Source organism: Microbacterium sp. (assembly GCF_041909575.1).
GTDB lineage: Bacteria > Actinomycetota > Actinomycetes > Actinomycetales > Microbacteriaceae > Microbacterium.
In genome coordinates, this window is record NZ_JAYRDE010000013.1 from 24,423 (window position 1) to 41,248 (window position 16,826).

Annotated in this window: 20 protein-coding genes; 12 read left to right on the forward strand and 8 right to left on the reverse strand. The window is 67.7% G+C overall.

All coding sequences use genetic code 11. From position 1 onward, the window contains the following. Positions 1-26 precede the first annotated feature (26 nt). The 5 genes from ACE3O1_RS03550 to ACE3O1_RS03570 all read left to right on the forward strand — a co-directional run bounded on the left by ACE3O1_RS03550 (position 27) and on the right by ACE3O1_RS03570 (position 4,353). Positions 27-1,043: an alpha/beta hydrolase gene (locus ACE3O1_RS03550; RefSeq protein ID WP_374312481.1), complete on the forward strand. Its 1,017-nt coding sequence runs from the start codon at positions 27-29 to the stop codon at positions 1,041-1,043. A gap of 464 nt (positions 1,044-1,507) precedes the next feature. After that, positions 1,508-1,711, forward strand: coding sequence for a cold-shock protein (locus ACE3O1_RS03555; protein WP_374312522.1), 204 nt, complete (start codon positions 1,508-1,510; stop codon positions 1,709-1,711). A gap of 93 nt (positions 1,712-1,804) precedes the next feature. Further along, positions 1,805-1,984, forward strand: a complete 180-nt coding sequence (locus ACE3O1_RS03560) for a hypothetical protein (protein WP_374312483.1) — start codon at positions 1,805-1,807, stop codon at positions 1,982-1,984. A gap of 84 nt (positions 1,985-2,068) precedes the next feature. Then, a complete protein-coding gene (locus tag ACE3O1_RS03565) occupies positions 2,069-3,721 on the forward strand; it encodes a GAF domain-containing protein (protein WP_374312485.1) in 1,653 nt (550 codons plus the stop codon). Further along, the gene (locus ACE3O1_RS03570; RefSeq protein ID WP_374312487.1) at positions 3,718-4,353 is read left to right on the forward strand and encodes a response regulator; all 636 of its coding nucleotides are present in this window, start codon (positions 3,718-3,720) and stop codon (positions 4,351-4,353) included. Before ACE3O1_RS03565 ends, ACE3O1_RS03570 begins: the two co-directional genes overlap by 4 nt. Before the next feature lie 25 nt (positions 4,354-4,378). On the opposite strand, the gene ACE3O1_RS03575 is transcribed toward ACE3O1_RS03570, so the two are convergent. After that, complete coding sequence (locus tag ACE3O1_RS03575) at positions 4,379-4,930, reverse strand: pyridoxamine 5'-phosphate oxidase family protein (protein ID WP_374312489.1); 552 nt, start codon at positions 4,928-4,930, stop codon at positions 4,379-4,381. Between the two features lie 154 nt (positions 4,931-5,084). Here ACE3O1_RS03575 and ACE3O1_RS03580 point away from each other — a divergent pair, with 154 nt between their 5' ends. Continuing rightward, complete coding sequence (locus ACE3O1_RS03580; RefSeq protein ID WP_374312491.1) at positions 5,085-6,113, forward strand: zinc-dependent alcohol dehydrogenase; 1,029 nt, start codon at positions 5,085-5,087, stop codon at positions 6,111-6,113. Positions 6,114-6,245: 132 nt separating this feature from the next. Here ACE3O1_RS03580 and ACE3O1_RS03585 read toward each other — a convergent pair whose 3' ends face one another. The 6 genes from ACE3O1_RS03585 to ACE3O1_RS03610 all read right to left on the reverse strand — a co-directional run bounded on the left by ACE3O1_RS03585 (position 6,246) and on the right by ACE3O1_RS03610 (position 9,503). Continuing rightward, positions 6,246-6,383 carry a hypothetical protein gene (locus ACE3O1_RS03585; RefSeq protein ID WP_374312493.1) on the reverse strand — a complete coding sequence of 46 codons (138 nt, stop codon included), beginning with the start codon at positions 6,381-6,383 and terminating at the stop codon, positions 6,246-6,248. Between the two features lie 45 nt (positions 6,384-6,428). Further along, on the reverse strand, positions 6,429-7,268 hold the full coding sequence (locus tag ACE3O1_RS03590; RefSeq protein WP_374312495.1) for a hypothetical protein: 840 nt from the start codon (positions 7,266-7,268) through the stop codon (positions 6,429-6,431). Between the two features lie 422 nt (positions 7,269-7,690). Further along, positions 7,691-7,921, reverse strand: a complete 231-nt coding sequence (locus ACE3O1_RS03595) for a DUF1232 domain-containing protein (RefSeq protein WP_374312497.1) — start codon at positions 7,919-7,921, stop codon at positions 7,691-7,693. A gap of 129 nt (positions 7,922-8,050) precedes the next feature. After that, the gene (locus ACE3O1_RS03600; RefSeq protein ID WP_374312499.1) at positions 8,051-8,425 is read right to left on the reverse strand and encodes a hypothetical protein; all 375 of its coding nucleotides are present in this window, start codon (positions 8,423-8,425) and stop codon (positions 8,051-8,053) included. A gap of 103 nt (positions 8,426-8,528) precedes the next feature. Beyond that, positions 8,529-8,972: a DUF4262 domain-containing protein gene (locus ACE3O1_RS03605; protein WP_374312501.1), complete on the reverse strand. Its 444-nt coding sequence runs from the start codon at positions 8,970-8,972 to the stop codon at positions 8,529-8,531. A 63-nt stretch (positions 8,973-9,035) separates the two neighbouring features. Continuing rightward, the gene (locus tag ACE3O1_RS03610; RefSeq protein WP_374312503.1) at positions 9,036-9,503 is read right to left on the reverse strand and encodes a hypothetical protein; all 468 of its coding nucleotides are present in this window, start codon (positions 9,501-9,503) and stop codon (positions 9,036-9,038) included. A gap of 151 nt (positions 9,504-9,654) precedes the next feature. Here ACE3O1_RS03610 and ACE3O1_RS03615 point away from each other — a divergent pair, with 151 nt between their 5' ends. Together ACE3O1_RS03615 and ACE3O1_RS03620 are read left to right on the forward strand one after the other, a co-directional pair. Continuing rightward, positions 9,655-9,984 (forward strand): hypothetical protein, encoded by a 330-nt coding sequence (locus ACE3O1_RS03615; protein WP_374312505.1) that lies wholly within the window; start codon positions 9,655-9,657, stop codon positions 9,982-9,984. A gap of 352 nt (positions 9,985-10,336) precedes the next feature. Further along, positions 10,337-10,528, forward strand: coding sequence for a hypothetical protein (locus ACE3O1_RS03620; RefSeq protein WP_374312507.1), 192 nt, complete (start codon positions 10,337-10,339; stop codon positions 10,526-10,528). Between the two features lie 122 nt (positions 10,529-10,650). Here the strand turns inward: ACE3O1_RS03620 and ACE3O1_RS03625 are convergent, their stop codons facing one another. After that, positions 10,651-11,139 carry a YajQ family cyclic di-GMP-binding protein gene (locus ACE3O1_RS03625; RefSeq protein WP_374312509.1) on the reverse strand — a complete coding sequence of 163 codons (489 nt, stop codon included), beginning with the start codon at positions 11,137-11,139 and terminating at the stop codon, positions 10,651-10,653. Positions 11,140-11,407: 268 nt separating this feature from the next. Between ACE3O1_RS03625 and ACE3O1_RS03630 the strand changes: the two genes are divergently transcribed. The 4 genes from ACE3O1_RS03630 to ACE3O1_RS03645 all read left to right on the forward strand — a co-directional run. Further along, positions 11,408-12,664 (forward strand): extracellular solute-binding protein, encoded by a 1,257-nt coding sequence (locus ACE3O1_RS03630; protein ID WP_374312512.1) that lies wholly within the window; start codon positions 11,408-11,410, stop codon positions 12,662-12,664. Positions 12,665-12,747: 83 nt separating this feature from the next. Further along, the gene (locus ACE3O1_RS03635) at positions 12,748-14,343 is read left to right on the forward strand and encodes an ABC transporter permease subunit (protein WP_374312514.1); all 1,596 of its coding nucleotides are present in this window, start codon (positions 12,748-12,750) and stop codon (positions 14,341-14,343) included. Between the two features lie 80 nt (positions 14,344-14,423). Beyond that, a complete protein-coding gene (locus tag ACE3O1_RS03640; RefSeq protein ID WP_374312524.1) occupies positions 14,424-15,338 on the forward strand; it encodes a sugar ABC transporter permease in 915 nt (304 codons plus the stop codon). Positions 15,339-15,462: 124 nt separating this feature from the next. Continuing rightward, positions 15,463-16,826, forward strand: a 1,364-nt coding sequence (locus ACE3O1_RS03645) for an alpha-amylase family glycosyl hydrolase (protein ID WP_374312516.1), incomplete at its 3' end; no start/stop codon positions are given.

Here is a 16,826-nt window from a genome sequence, read left to right on the forward strand (position 1 = left end):
CTCCGCGCGCGGTCTAGGCTCGCCACATGGCCGGGCAGTGGGTCCCCGACGTCCTCGGGAAGCCGTTCGAGCAGCTGACGCTCGACCTCGGTCTCGACGGCGCCTCGGGTCCTCTCGTCGCGACGCTGGTGCGCAGCATCCCGAATCCGCTCGTCTCCTGGACCCAGCCGCTGCGCGACGTCGACGTGCTGTACGTGCACGGCTGGTCGGACTTCTTCTTCCAGACCGAGCTCGCCCGCTTCTGGAACGGGCTCGGCGCGCGCTTCTACGCGCTCGATCTGCGGCGGTACGGGCGCAGTCTTCGGCCGGGCCAGACGCCCGGGTTCATCGACGCGCTCGACGACTACGACGCAGACATCGAGGCCGCGCTGGCCGAGATGGGACACGGGACGGATGCCGCATCCTCGCGCCGGCTGGTGCTCCTCGGTCATTCCACCGGCGGGCTGATCCTCACCCTGTGGGCCGCGCGCCACGCGGGGCGAGCCACGGCGCTCGTGCTCAACAGCCCGTGGCTCGAGCTGCAGCTGGGCGCGATCGGCCGGCAGGCGATCGCGCCGCTCGTGAACGCGCGCGCCCGCTTCGATCCGCTCGGGAACCAACCCGCCGTCGACCTCGGCTTCTACACGCGCGCGCAGACCGAGATCGGCGCGCTGCCCCTCGCGATCGAGGAGCCCGACTGGCGTCCCGAGCGGGGGTTCGCCACCCGTCCCGCGTGGCTGGCCGCGATTCTCGACGGGCACCGCCGCGTGACTGCGGGCGTCGACGTCGGCTGCCCGGTGCTGGTGCTGCTGTCGAGGAGGTCGTCGCCGCCCCTCGCGTGGGACGACGTGATGACCTCGACGGACTCGGTGCTCGTCGTGGACGACATCGCGCGCAGCGCGACGCGCATCGGCGGTCTGGTCACGATCGCACGCATCGACGGCGCGATCCACGACGTGTTCCTCTCCCGTCCGGAGCCCCGTGCGGCGGCCTATCGCATGCTCGAGCAGTGGACCAGCGGATGCCTCGTGCCCCGGCATCCGCCAGGGCGTGACGCGCGGTGAGCCCGGGGATGCTAGACTGAGGGGGCTTCCCACCTGGGATTCATCGTGTTCGTCTCTCTGCCTCATCGTGGAGACGCAGATCGGACACATCACCCTTCACCTGCGGCTTCTGCACGCCGCGCACGCGAGCGAACTCACCTCGCGCTTCGAACGAAAAACATTTCACCATGCACTCCCCGCCTCAGGCGCTGGCCTGGCGACAGGCCGATGACAACATCCACGTCGCGACACTCGCCGACGAATACGCCGGCTTCACCGACATGACTTCCCGCGGCATCCACGCCTACGGATCACGCGGCGAGGACCTCGGGCTTCACACGACGCTCACCCTCGCCCGTGCCGCGATTGCGGCATCCCAGATCTCGCCGGCTTCGCCGTCGAGGTCGCTCCCTCACCGTCCGCGTCGCATTCGACGTCGCGGCACCCCCGGTCGCTCCGGCGGCCCGAAGAATAGGAAAGACACGATGGCCACTGGCACCGTGAAATGGTTCAACTCCGAGAAGGGCTACGGCTTCATCGCACCCGATGACGGCTCCGCCGATCTCTTCGCTCACTTCAGCGCGATCGCCGGCGACGGCTTCAAGGATCTGCGTGAGGACCAGAAGGTCGAATTCGACGCCGAGCGTGGCCCCAAGGGCATGCAGGCTGCGAACATCCGCGCCCTCTGACGCCATTCGCAGACGCCCATCCCGGCTCACCGCCGGGGTGGGCGTTTGCTTTCTCCCGGCGGATCTCGCTCGCCGTCTCACCCCGATCGGGTGATGGCGACGCGCGGCGCGAACTACCTCGCGCACGTCACCGTCGGGATCGCCAAGCTCGACGACCTCACCGGGATCGAAGCCGAGGCGTTCGAGACGCTGACGTTCTCCGCGTCGGCGGTCAGCATCTACCAGCTCGGCAACAACGGCACGGCGGCGAAGCAGCTCAAGACCTTCGGCTGACGCCTTTCCTCCGCGTTCGGACCGCATCTGGCGCTCCGGGCCTCCGCGGACATAGATTCGGCTCGACGCGGGGACGGAGGACCGATGGCCGAGGGGAGGGCGCTGCGGTCAGAGGATCGGCTGCGCGCACTGCTGAGCGCGAGCCAGGCCGTCGTCGAGCAGAGCGACCTGGCCCTCGTCCTGCGCCGGATCGTCGAGGTCGCGGTCGACCTGGTCGACGCCCAGTACGGGGCGATGGGCGTCATCAGCCCCGAGGGCGATTCTCTCGAGCAGTTCGTGTACGCGGGCATCGCCGACGAGGATGCCGCTGCGATCGGCCACCTCCCGGAGGGCCACGGTCTGCTAGGGGCGCTCATCACCGATCCGCACCCGATCCGCTTGGACGAGATCGCGGGCGACCCGCGGGCCGCGGGGTTCCCGCCGCACCACCCCCCGATGCACTCGTTCCTCGGTGTTCCCGTTCGCGTGCGCGGCGCCGTGTTCGGCAACCTCTACCTGACCAATCAGCGCGGCGGACGGTTCACGGCGGAGGACGAGCAGCTGGTCGCATCGCTCGCCGTCACCGCCGGGTTCGCGATCGAGAACGCACGCCTCCTCGCGGAGGCGCACACCCGCGCCCGCTGGGTGACCGCCGCGGCGGAGCTGTCCGCCGCGATCCTCACGACGCCGACCGACACCGCGCTCGATCTGGTCGTGACCCGGGTCCTCGCCGTGTCGGACGCCGACCGTGTCACCCTGCTCGTTCCGGATGCCGCCGGCGAGGGCCTCCGGGTCGCCGCGGCGGCCGGAGATGACGGGTCCGCGCTCCGCGGGGCGGTGATGCATGCCGACTCCGTGTTCGCGGGACGGGTGCTCGGCGACGGCGGGGTCCACGCGCAGCCCGGCGCTCGTGCCGGCGGGGGCGATCCGCTGCTGATCACCCGGGAGGGAGCATCCGGACCGGTCCTTGCTGTCCCGCTGCGCAACGGGCCGAACTTCTGGGGAGTGCTGTGCCTCGCGCGCAGGCCCGACGCCCAGCGGTTCCGCCCCGCCGAGGTCGACGCCGCTGCCGACCTCGGCTCCCGGGCGAGCATCGCGCTCGATCTCGCGGCCGCGGACGAGGCCGCGAAGCGGGCGCTCCTCGCCGATGACCGGCGGCGCATCGCACAGGATCTGCACGACCACGTGATCCAGCAGCTCTTCGGCGCGGGGCTCGGCCTTCAGGCGCTCGCCGGCAGGATCGGACCGGGTCCCGACTCCGACACTCTCGGAGAGACCATCGACCGGCTCGACGACGCCATCGCGCAGATCCGGACGGTGATCTTCGCGCTGTCCCGGCGGGACGAGGCATCCCTCCGCCACCGGGTGCTGGACGTCGTGAGTGAGCTGTCGTCGCACAGCCGGCGCCCTCCCGGTGTGCGGTTCAGCGGACCCGTCGACCTCGTCGTGCGGGAGGGCCTTGCCACCGAGGTCGTCGCCGTCGCCCGCGAGCTGCTGAGCAATGCCATCCGGCACGCTGACGCCGATCGCGTGTCGATCGAGGTCGCGCTGATCACCGACGAGGTGAGCGTCGTCGTGGAGGACGACGGGCGGGGGATCGACCCCAGCGAGCCGCGCCGTGGTCTGGACAACCTCGACGACCGCGCGCACCGCCGTCACGGATCCCTCACGGTGGAGTCCTCGCCGGCCGGGACGGTCGCGCGCTGGCGGGTGCCCGTGACCCCACTCACGGAGGACGGCCGAAGGAGCGCGGGATGATCGCCGTCTTCCTCGTCGACGATCACGAGGTCGTGCGGCAGGGCCTCGCCGGACTGGTGAGCGCCGAGAGCGACATGGAGGTCGTCGGCGAGGCCGGAACCACTCGCGAGGCACTCGGTCGCATCGAGGCGACCCGGCCGGACGTCGCGGTGCTGGACGTACGGCTTCCCGACGGCAGCGGCATCGACGTGTGCCGCGACATCCGCTCGCGGATGCCCTCGGTGGCCTGCCTGATCCTGACGGCCTATGACGACGACACCGCCGTGCGGGCCGCCGTGCTCGCCGGCGCTGCGGGGTACGTGCTGAAGGACATCCGGGGATCCCGTCTCGTGGAGGCGATCCGGGCCGTGGCCGCCGGACGGTCGATCCTCGACGCGAGTGCGGTCAGGGCGGCGAGGGCGACCATCGACGCCCACGTGGACGACGATCCGCGACTCGGCTCTCTCGGGCTGCGCGAGCGTCAGGTGCTGCGGCTCATCGCCGACGGGCTGACCAATCGCCAGATCGGCGAGCAGCTCGGGATCGCGGAGAAGACCGTCAAGAACTACGTCTCGTCACTGCTCAGCAAGCTCGGACTCGAACGGCGCACCCAGGCCGCGATCTTCCAGCTGGAACATCCCGACCCTCTCTGACGGGGCGAACCCACCTATCCGCGAATCAGTGCGGCAGCGGGGTGCGGTGCGGGATCGGCTCGGGCTTCGCACTGTGGACGACGACATCGAGGCTCTCGAGCTCGATGAGGACAGGCAGGTCCCTCTCGTCCGACTCCTCGTCCCGCCTGCGCGGGAACGCGCCGCGCGCGTCGAGCGGGAACCGCCGCCCGGTCACCTCGACCGGAGTGAGTCGGACGAAGTCGTGCTTGGGTGTCGGGTTGGTCGAGACCAGGTGGAGGATGCCGGACTCTTCGATCTCGGCATCCGTCGACATGCGCTCGGCATCGCCGCGGACGACCACGCTCCAGTGGAAGCGCGAATCCGTGCCGTCGAGCTCGAACGCGACGCCCGGGTGCTCCGCGATGCTGCGGAGCTTGCCGCCCGGCGCGGAGCGGAAGTAGAGCCGTCCGTAGTGTGCGAGGAAGTTCACGGGGTAGATGTTCGGCCGCCCGTCGATGCCGTCGACGGCGAGCCTGCCGAGCGACCCCTCGTGCAGCAGTCGCCAGCACTCGGCCAGCGAGAGCTCCTCGACGGTCATGGTTGCGGTGCCGGACATGTCGACCTCCTCAGGCGGTGTACTCCAGCCAACGCCGCTCCGGGTGCCGCGGGTAGGGCCGAAGGTCCCGCGGCCGCGGCGGGACCTTCGTCCCGCTCGCGCGATGCACCTGGCGGGAGGGTGGTCTCATCGACACCCGTTGAAGGAGCACGCGATGCGCGCAGCAGTCGTCCACCACCTCGGATCGCCGGCCGAGATCGAGGAGCGGCCCGTGCCGCAGCCCGGGCCGGGCCAGATCCTCGTCCGTCTCGAGGCGTGCGGTCTGTGCCACACCGACATCCATGCGATGCGCGGTGACTGGCCCGTCAAGCCGCACGTGCCGCTGGTTCCCGGCCACGAGGGCGTCGGGCTCGTCGAAATGCTCGGCGAGGGGGTGACGGCACGACAGGTGGGGGAGCGGGTCGCGATGCCGTGGCTGGGCCACGCCTGCGGGGAGTGCCGGTACTGCATCGACGGGCGCGAGAACCTCTGCGAGCGCCAGTTCAACAACGGCTACGCGGTCGATGGCGCCTACGCGGAGTACATGCTGGCCGACGCGCGGTTCGCCGTGGTCGTGCCCGACGGTGTCACGCCGTTGGATGCCGCGCCTCTGACGTGCGCGGGTGTCACCACGTACGCGGCGATCAAGAACGCCCACGTGGTGCCCGGCGAGACCGTCGTCGTGTTCGGCGTCGGCGGGCTCGGCCATCTCGCGGTGCAGTACGCGCGCCTCGTCGGCGCGAAGGTGATCGCGGTCGACGTGACAGAGGAGAAGCTGGCACTCGCCGCCGAGCTCGGAGCCGACCACACCGTCAACGCGCGGACCACCGACCCCGTCGAGGCCATCCGTGAGCTGGGCGGCGCCGACGTGGCCGTCGTGCTCGCCGTCGCTCCGGAGGTCTTCCGGCAGTCGTTCGACGCCCTCAACCGCGGCGGGCGGCTCGTCCTGGTGTCGCTCCCGGCGGACGGCACGATCACGCTGCCGATCTTCGAGACCGTGCTCAAAGGCATCAGCGTGATCGGCTCCATCGTCGGGACCCGGCAGGACCTCGCCGAGGTGTTCGCCCTGCACGCGGCCGGGCGCACGCGAGTGATCACCGAGACGCGCGATCTCGGCGATGTGAACGCCGCCGTCGACGAGGTGCTCGAGGGGTCGGTTCCGGCGAGGCTCGTCTTCACCTACGCGGCGGTCCCCGCGCGGTAGGCCCGGGTCAGGTGTAGTCCAGTCGGCGAACGGCGCAGGGGCGGGCGAGCAGTAGTGCGCACCGAAGGACACGAACACGAACCCGTAGCGCGATTGTCGTTATGACGTGCCCGATTGTCCCGTTGCGCAGATCTACTCGCGGTGCTCGTTCCCATCGGTGCGTGTGGACGCCCAGAAGTACCCCGCCGTGAGAGTCGCGGCCGACACCAGTCCGGCCACCGCCCAGCCAATCGGAAGGCCGGCTTCTGCGACCGCCAGGAAGGCGATCACGGCGGAAGCGGGCGTCCAGCCTGCCGGGAACGCGGCGTGACCAGCTCAGCTCTCGAGTGGTTCGGGGTGTGGGAGACCTAGGAAGGGGGCGAGCCGACGGTCGAACTCAGCTCTGGCGGACTCGGGAAGCAGGGCGTTGGCGCCGTAGAGCAGTGAGATCCTGTTTGGCTGCCAACCGTATTGTTCGGATTCCTCGGCCTGCTCGGTGAAGCGGCCGTCGCGGTCCAGGGACAGATCAGTGATGGTGAACCACAGCCACTGACCGGCTTCTCCCTGCAGTGACCCGGATACCGTCACGGATTCCTCGGGACTCGTCGCTCCATACGCCTGTACCAGGTCGGCCTCGCTCATGTAGTCGGCGTCGTGATCGAGGGTCAGATCACCGTAGCCGTACTCGGCAGCCACCTCGGCCACCAGTTCCATCACCCGCTCCTTCTCCGCCCATGTCGTTGGAACCGACGTGGACTGTCGGCCGTCGATGTTGAGTGTGGAGAGCATCGACATACCGCCGTAGGAGTTCTCCGTGGGGAAGGCGACATCGTCGCCGTTGCCTGTCGGCGGTGGCGCCCACTCCAGACCGAACTCGACGGTGAGCGCTTCCTCGATTTCTCGCAACAGTGCACGCCCATCGGCCTCGCCACGCTCGAGTGATGGGCCAGAGAGGACCTCCGATGGCTGCAAACCAGCGACACCGGGGTAATCGCGCCAGTACACCTCCTGCTTGCCTTGCGGCGTGTCGATCACCGTGACGACGCCGCGTACTTCCTCCGTCATCATCACGGCAATCGCAACGGCAGGGATCCCCACAACAACCGCACCGACAGCGATCGCCGCGATCGCGATCGTACGACCCGGCGACACCGCTCGGGGGTTCTTCAAACTCACCGGGGAAGCGTATCCGCTCAAGCTCTTAGAGCGCCGCGCGGATGAACCGTCTTGCAATCCGGGCGAGACGTCAATAGGCGGTCGGTCTCCGTGCATGCTTTGCGGAAAATCTCACCGCCACCAGGCGGCATGCGCCGCAGAGCAAGGCTGACGTAGCTACCGTTCACTGAGGCAGCCCCACGCAGCCTGTCGGCCTCAGGTGCATAACGCCTCCGAGGCGCCGTCGACGTCGGTTGACGCTTGGCCATCGTCCGTCAGCTGCTCGCTGCCGGCAAGGTCCGTCGCCAGATGGTCGGTGCCGCCGTTGGCGACTCGATGGGCTCGTTCTTCGCACGCTTCGGTCATCGCTCGTCGGTAGAGCTCGGCGCTCGCGCCCACCCGGGGGTTGACAGCTCGCCGGGCTCCCAACGGGCTGCCCGACACTAGATCGAGGTGAGGCGATTCGCCCGCCAGCGCGCGTGCTCTCGCAGATAGAGCACAGCGAAGATGCCCCACACACCGAGGTCGTCGGTCAAGCCCAGGGGTCCGAGAAGCAACTCCGGAATGAGATCGATCGGCGCGATGGTGTACACCCCAGCTGCGATGGCCGCAGCCCATGTCGACGTTGCGAGGCGGTGCTCGCCACGTCGGACCGATCTGAGGAAGGTGCTCATGCGATCAGTGTGCGGCTGGGCGGCCGTGCCCTGCGGATCGTCCGGTCATTGCTCAGCAAACTCCGGGCTGTCTATCGGGTGCAACAGCGTGTTGCACAATTCGCAGCCACGCGCGCTACGCGACCAGGGTCAGTCGAGCAGTACGTCGACGATTGCGCCTTCGAAGCGATCGTCCGAGTACAGGCGCAGCCGGTGCTTCCCACACGAGAGCGGGCACTCAATCGCTTCATTGCCCAGTGCATCCGATACGCGGACCAGGCCACTTCCGATGGAGAGCACGCCATCGAAGATCTCGGAACTGCGCGCTTCGGACTCACTCGTGATAATCCGAACGGAGACATCACCGTCATCCCGGTGGAGGACCCTCAGGACAACGGCCGACTCGGCACTTGCGACTGGATGGTTGTCCGATCGCCACGGGGGAATCGGCTCCGTTGACTCAGCATCAGAGATGAGGATCAGGCCCCACGGAAAGCCGGTGACCAACTCGCGAATCGCACTCACATCGACAAGCTAGCGGATCGCCCACCATGCGCGGCTCCGGCCTATCGCGGCCGCTTCAAAGTCTTCGGCCCTCGGCCCGCAGCGGGGTACTCCTGCGCGCGTTTCAGGCGGGGCTAGGGCCAAGCAAGGGTTGAGAGTCGATTGGATTCCGGTAGCCCGAGTCCCACGGGAATGCTCCCGCCGAGTCTGGCCAGATCAACTGCAACGCCGAGAATGTGCCAACGACGTTTGCGGTCGCGGTCATGCCGCGGACGTCGGCAGCTGCAATGAACACCACGTGACTCGACTCAGTGAGTTCGTCCGTGCGGTCGCCCGGTTCGAACGAGCCGTTCTCGTTCTGCACATCGATGGCGTTTCTGAGGAATGCATCTGCCACCGTTGTCGGCAACCCCGTGACGATGAGTTCCGGCCATCCACGATAGGAGAGACCAACTGTGTACGAGAATGCTCCCGCCGCCGCGCTCGGCAGCACGTGGCGGATCGCCCAACCGTACTTCTCGACGAGCTCTCGGATGTCTGTGAGCGCCTGGTCCCGCGAGTCCACCATGGAACGAGCGTAATGGTGGGTTCTGTCCCGGCGTCGGGTCCGCAGAACGGTGCTCGAGCGCGCCTACTCGCCGGTTTCGAAGCTGTTCACGGCTGCGTCAATCGCGGCCGCGTACTGCTCAGCGTTGAAGCGGAACGGACCGAAGCCCGTGTAGTCGCGGTCCGGGCGGTGAGGCTGCCGAAAGCTGGACCAAGTCACGACGTCGGGCGTGGCGTCTACCGATGCCTCGAGTGGCCAGCAGCCGACTTCACCGCACCCGCAACCCAGGAGCCAAGCCTTGCCGGGGTCTGGCCATTGCTTGGTTTGCTTGCCTAGGTAGTAGAGCCGGAGACCACCGAAGTTGAAGCTCTGCGGCTCTATGCCGCCGTAACCGCCGACAACGTCAAACTCGGCGTCGGCCTCATGAGCCTCGACGAGGCTGATGAGGGAAACGCCATCGACATAGGGCACGAGAGAACGCCCGTGCGAGTGGGTTGCACTTGCCGTCGACGATGCCCCCACGTCGACGCGCATTTGTAGTTCGTTGAGCACGCGACGATGGTCGCACAATCGCAGGTCGTTCGCTCCGGCTCGGGACTTCTCGACGCGGGAGGGGTGCAATCGTCGGTCCCGAAGAAAGCGAATCTCCCGCGCCGATGAGGCCGACCTGGCGATAGCGTCATCTACGCGATGAGGAGGTCGGATGCAGGCTGAATGGGATGAGTCGTTCTTCGAGGCCGACATGCGCGAGGACGCCTCGGTCTACTGGGTCTGCTTCTGGACCGGACACGACGAGGTGCACGCCGCTCGACACGACCCGCAGCGAATCACGGGTGCCGACTCCGTCGAGGAGGTGCTGACTTGGATCACTCAAGTGCGCGGCGATCGGCGATACGAACTCTTCGTCGAAACAGTCGACCACGCCGAGTCTCCTGATCACGGTTGGACTGCGTGCCGAAACCTTATCCGCCTGGCCGGCGACTTTCGACCCGCAGCCTCATCGGTCACAATCGCGCTGTCCCGGGAGGACTGACTTCGCGGCCCGACAGCCGGTCCGCATGCGCGCGAAGACCGACGGGTCGCGGCGCGGTGTTCGGGACCGCGGTCAGGACAACGGCGCCCGACGGCGGGCGGGGTCCGGGTATTGGGGTCGAAAGATGTGCGCTTCGCAGGACGCGGGCCTGCCGGGGCCGACCGCCGCTGTTGTGGCTCGCGGGGACGTACAAGCCGCCCGCGAAGATGCGCGATGACCCTAGCCCCTCTGCGCCACAGTCACGTCCGGTCGCTGCTCATTACAGCTCGACGGGTCGCGCCAGACTTACGTCGAAACTGCAATGCACGCAGGCGCAAATGGTGATTGCTAGTGGTGAGCAACTGGATATCGCGTGCGCATCTTCAATGCCGACGAGGTGCGGGGAGCTCTCGATGCCGCCCACGAGTTCCGGGGCTTCGTAGAAGTGTGCGTCTTCGCGGGGCTGGGACTCGGCGAAGCCGCGGGCCTGCAACGCCAGCGACGCAACAACGCCGCTGGCGAGTGGCGCCGTGTCCGCGAGGATGCCGTCTGCCCGACGAGGTAACCCTGCACACGCTGCGCCACACGTTCGCGTCGAACCTGATCGCCCAGGGCGCGACGTCGTCACGGCGCAGCGGGCCCTCGGCCATCCCGCACCCTCGAAAACCCCCAGGTCAGGGGATCGCGTCAGCGGTAGTTGACGAACTGGAGGTCGACGTCGAGGTCGGCGGCCTTCAGCAGGCGCTGCACCTCCTGCAGGTCGTCGCGGGACTTCGACTGCACGCGCAGCTCGTCGCCCTGGATCTGCGACTTCACCGACTTGGGGCCTTCGTCGCGGATGATCTTGGAGATCTTCTTGGCGTTCTCGGACGAGATGCCGTCCTTGATCGTCGAGATGATGCGGAACTCCTTGCCGCTGGCGAACGGCTCGCCCGACTCGAGGCTCTTCAGGGAGATGCCGCGCTTGATGAGCTTCGACTGGAAGACGTCGAGTACCGCCTTCGCGCGCTCCTCGGTGCTCGCCTTGATGAGCACGGACTCGCCGCTCCACTCGACCGAGGCGCCGGTGCCCTTGAAGTCGTAGCGCTGTTCGATCTCCTTGCGCGCCTGGTTGAGGGCGTTCTCGGCTTCCTGGTGGTCCACCTTGCTGACGATGTCGAACGAAGAATCGGCCATGCCGCGATTCTATCCGGGCTCGTGAGCGCTCGCGAAGGCGCAGCGGCTTGGAAGCGCTTGCAGATCAGGCCATTTCGCGGGCGCCCCGCGAAATAGCGGAAGTCACGAACTCGTATCGATAGCCCCAATCACCGCTTGCATTTCCGAGCCATCGTGGTAACAATGTAAGCGCTTGCAGTTTCTGCGAGCGGAAGAACGGCCTTCACGGTGCTCGGCGCCGGCTCGGGCCGGTTCGGATCCCAACAGCACTTCAGAGAGGCACACACCGATGAAGGTGAACAAGAAGAGCGCACTCGCCATCAGCGCGCTCATCGCCGGCGGCGCTCTCGTTCTCTCCGGCTGCGCGAGCGGCGGAGACAACGGCGGCGACAACGGCGGAGACAACGCGGACACGACCCCCATCACGGTCTGGGTCGACATCGAGCGCGAGCCCGCGCTCGAGGCCATCTCGGAGCAGTTCACCGAGGAGACCGGCATCGAGGTCAAGCTCGTGACCAAGGACTTCGCGACCGTCGACCAGGACTTCATCAGCCAGGTTCCGACCGGCAAGGGTCCCGACGTCATCGTCAGCCCCCACGACAAGCTCGGCGCCTACTACGCCGCCGGCGTCGTCGCGCCGCTCGAGCTCGGCGATGTCGCTGAGGGCTTCAGCGAGGCATCCCTCGCCGCCGTCACGTACGACGGTAAGGTCTACGGCGTCCCGTACTCGATCGAGAACGTCGCCCTCGTGCGCAACGTCGATCTGGTCGCCGAGCCCGCTGAGACCTACGACGAGGTCATCGCCAACGGCACGGCCGCCGGCACCGAGTACCCGTTCCTCGTGGGCCTGTCGCCTGAGCAGGGCGACCCGTATCACCTGTACCCGTTCCAGACGTCGTTCGGCTCGCAGGTCTTCGCGCAGAACGCCGACGGCAGCTACGACTCGTCGCAGCTCGTGCTCGGTGACGAGGCCGGCCAGGAGTTCGCGACCTGGCTCGGCACGCAGGGTGCCGGCGGCGCGGGCGTGTTCAACGCCAACATCGACGGTGAGAAGGCGCGCGAGTTCTTCATCGCCGGCGACTCGCCCTACTACCTCACGGGTCCGTGGAACATCCCCGCGATCGCGGAGGGCGGCATCAACTACGCCATCGACCCGCTCCCCAGCGCCGGTGGCGAAGAGGCCAAGCCCTTCATCGGTGTCAACGCGTTCTTCCTCTCGAGCAAGTCCACCAACGCGCTCGCGGCGACGAACTACATCGTCAATTACCTCAGCACCGAAGAGGCTCAGCTGAGCCTGTTCGAGGTCGGCGGACGCCCGCCGGCACTGATGTCGGCGTACGAGGCCGCTTCGGCTGACGACCCCGACGTCGCGGCGTTCGGTGCCATCGGCCAGACCGGTGCTCCGATGCCCGCCATCCCCGAGATGGGTTCGGTGTGGTCCGACTGGGGCAACGCCGAGCTGCAGATCATCAAGGGCGAGGGCGGCGAGCCCGCCGAGATCTGGACCAAGGCGGCCCAGAACGTCCAGGCGAGCATCGACGGCTGATCGTCCTATCGATGGGCGGGGCTCTTCCGGGAGCCCCGCCCATCCTTCTACCCTGACCCTGACACTGCGAAGAGGGAGCGTCCATGGCTGACGTGAAGACTCAGGCCCCGCCCGCGAAGCCGAAGCCGCCGCGCGGCGGAGCTCCCGAGTTCGGGCCCCAGCGGAAGCTCACCAGCGGCGGCATCCTCGCCCTCGTGGTCAAGGTGGTGCTGCTCGGCATCATCGACGCCCTCGCCGTGTTCGGGCTGTACGTCCTGGTCGGCAAGGGCGACTGGGTCGCCGCGGGGCTGCTCCTCGCGGTCGTCGGCCTCGTCAACTACATCTATCTGAAGCCGGGCGTGCTGCCGGCGAAGTACCTGACCCCCGGTCTGTTCTTCCTCGCGATCTTCCAGGTCTTCGTGATCTTCTACACCGGGTACATCTCGTTCACGAATTACGGCGACGCGCACAACAGCACCAAGGAAGACGCGATCGCACAGATCGTCAGCACGTCGCAGGAGCGCGTTCCCGACTCGCCGACCTATGCGGTCGAGATCTACCGGCAGGCCGACCAGTACGGCATGCTCGTCGCCGAGCCCGGCGGCTCCACCTCCTTCGGCACGAACGAGCAGCCTCTCGAAGAGGCCACGAGCGCCCCCGACGGCTGGGAGAAGCTCAACCTCAACCAGGTGCTCCGCTTCCAGGACGAGGTCCTCGCCCTCAACGTGCCCATCTCGGACGACATCAACGACGGCGCCCTGCGCACGCCGGACGGATCCACCGCGTTCGTGTTCACGTCGACCCTCGAGTACGACGAAGCGGCCGACACCTTCACCGACACCGAGAGCGGGGTGGTGTACGCCGACGACGGCGAGGGCAACTTCCGCGCCGAGGACGGCCAGGCGCTCACGCCCGGCTGGCGCGTGGTCGTCGGCTGGGAGAACTACGCCTACGCGTTCACCAACGAGCAGATCCGTGACCCGCTCATCCGAGTGACGATCTGGACGTTCGCCTTCGCGGCCCTGTCCACGCTCCTCTGCTTCGCGCTCGGGCTCTTCCTCGCGATCGTGTTCAACCATCCGACCCTGCGCGGCAAGAAGATCTACCGCATCCTGGTGATCCTGCCGTATGCGTTCCCGACGTATCTGACGGGCCTGGTGTGGGCGGGCATGCTGAACGAGGAGTTCGGCTTCATCAACGAGGTGCTCTTCGGCGGAGCCGACATACCCTGGCTCAGCGATCCGTGGCTCGCGCGATTGAGCGTGCTGCTGGTGAACATGTGGCTCGGCTACGCCTACATGTTCCTGGTGTGCACGGGCGCGCTGCAGTCTCTCCCCGATGACGTCATCGAGGCGGCCAAGATGGACGGCGCCGGGGCCTGGCGCATCTTCCGGTCGATCAAACTCCCGCTGCTGTTCGTCGCGGTCGCCCCGCTGCTGATCGCCACGTTCGCGTTCAACTTCAACAACTTCGCGGTGATCTTCATGCTCACCGGCGGAAATCCGAGGTTCCCCGATACGACGCTGCCGATCGGCGCCACCGACATCATGATCACGATGGTCTACAAGATCGCATTCGGCAGCGGCGGCGGCCGTGACTACGGTCTCGCGAGCGCGCTGTCGATCCTGATCTTCATCATCGTCGCGATCATCGCGGCCATCTCCTTCCGTTCGACGAAGTCACTGGAGGATCTGCACTGATGTCCGACTCCATCGATCGTCAGATCAAAGAGGACCAGCTCCTCGAAAATCGCATGGGCCGTGCCGACGGCGTCACCACCATGGCCGGAATGGCGGACTTCGCATCCAAGCCGCCGACGCCCGTGCGCGGTGACCGGCGTCAGCCGTTCGGGAGGTGGTTCGTCGACAAGGGGTGGCGCCATCTCGTGGCGATCGCCGCGATCATCTTCGCGCTGCTGCCCCTCGCGTACGTGCTGTCGGCGTCTCTGAACCCGATCGGCACGCTCACCGGCTCGAACGAGCTCTTCCGGGCCTTCACGCTCGACAACTACATCGAGATCCTCACCCGCGACGACGGCATCTACCTCGCCTGGTACTGGAACGCGCTCGTCATCTCCGTCGTCTCGAGCGCCTTCACGGTGCTGCTGTGCGCGATGGGCGCCTATGCCTTCTCGCGCATGCGCTTCCGCGGTCGCCGCACCGGCCTCCTGGCGCTGCTGATCCTGCAGATGTTCCCGCAGCTGCTCATGATCGTCGCGATCTTCCTCACCATGATCTGGATCACCGACGTCTTCCCCGCGATCGGACTCGGCACCCACGCCGGACTGATCATGGTCTACCTCGGCGGCGCGCTGGGCGTGAACACGTTCCTCATGTACGGGTTCTTCAACACGATCCCCACCGCCATCGACGAGGCCGCGAAGATCGACGGCGCGGGCCACGCGCGCGTGTTCTTCACGATCATGCTGCCCCTCGTCACGCCGGTGCTCGCCGTCATCGGGCTGCTGAGCTTCATCGGATTCATCGGGGAGTTCGCGATCGCGAGCGTCCTGCTGACCGACCCGCGCGACCAGACGCTCGCGATCGGCCTGTTCCAGCTCGTCTCGGGCTTCCAGTCGCAGAACTGGGGCATCTTCGCCGCCGGTGCGGTACTCGCGGCCCTCCCGGTGATGATCCTGTTCCTCCTCCTCCAGCGTTACATCGCCGGCGGTCTGATCGCGGGAAGCGTGAAGTAGACGGATGCCGCGACCCGCGGCATCCTGATTCCCATACAACTCGAGGGCTCTGCCATGGCCGCGGCCGTGCAACCACGTCGCGCATTCGGCGGCGCGCGCTGCCGACCGTTCTGAAAGGCCCGTCATGACCCTCGTTCCCCACCACGACGGCTCCGCGCTGCACGTCTCCGCGCTCGCCCCCGAGCTCGGCGACGTGGTGCGCGTGCGCCTTCGCGTACCCGCCGGCTACGGCCCGCTCGCGGCCGTGCGCACCCGCTCCAATCCCGATCATGAGCCGGAGTGGACGGATGCCGCGCTCCTCGGAACCGCCGGCGGCTGGGACTGGTGGGAGGCGCCGGTCACCGTGCGCAATCCGCGCCACGGGTACCGGTGGATGCTGCAGCACGAGGACGGCCGCGTCGAGTGGCTGAACCAGACCGGCCTGCATCGCATCGAGACGCTCGACGCCGAGGATTTCGCGCTCGTCGCGCACCCCGCCCCGCCGGCCTGGCTGAACGAGGCCGTGATGTACCAGGTGTTCCCCGACCGGTTCGCCCGCTCCGCGCAGGCCGACTCCCACTCGACGCCGGACTGGGCGATCCCGGCGGAGTGGTCCGACCTCGTCGACCCCGTCGCGCCGGCCCGCTCACAGCAGTTCTACGGCGGCGACCTCGACGGCGTCGTCGAGAAGCTCGACCACCTCGCCTCGCTCGGCGTGAACCTGCTCTACCTGACGCCGGTCTTTCCCGCCGAGTCGAACCACCGCTACGACGCCGCCAGCTTCGAGCGCGTCGACCCGCTGCTCGGCGGCGACGAGGCGTACATCCGTCTCGTCGAGGCGGCGCATGCGCGCGGCATCCGCGTCATCGGCGACCTCACGAGCAACCACTCCGGCGACAGCCACGAGTGGTTCCGCAGCGCGCTCGGCCACCCCGGAGCGCCCGAGGAGGAGTTCTACTACTTCACCGACGAGGGGAACACCGAGTACGTGTCGTGGCTCGGCTACCCGAGTCTGCCGAAGTTCGACTGGTCGTCGGAGGAGCTGCGCCGCCGGTTCATCTCGGGCGAGGATTCGGTCGTGGCGAGGTGGCTGAAGCCGCCGTACAGCGCCGACGGCTGGCGCATCGACGTCGCCAACATGACCGGGCGCCTCGGATCGGTCGATCTCAACGCGGAAGTGCGGCAGCTGCTGCGCGAGACGATGCTGCGGATCAACCCCGACACGATCCTGCTGGGGGAGTCGACGAACGACGCCGCGAGCGACCTGCAGGGCGATGGCTGGCATGGCGCGATGACGTATCCGTCCTTCACTCGGCCCTTGTGGGGCTGGCTGAGCGAGCCGACGGGCGTGCCGTACCGCGATGCCGACGGCGCCGAGCTGACGGAGTCGTGGTTCTTCGGGCAGCCCATCGGGGGCATCCCTCGCTACACCGCGCGCGAGTTCGCCGATGCCGTGACGCGCTTCACCGCCGGCATCCCGTGGCGCGTGCGCCTGGGGAACATGCAGCC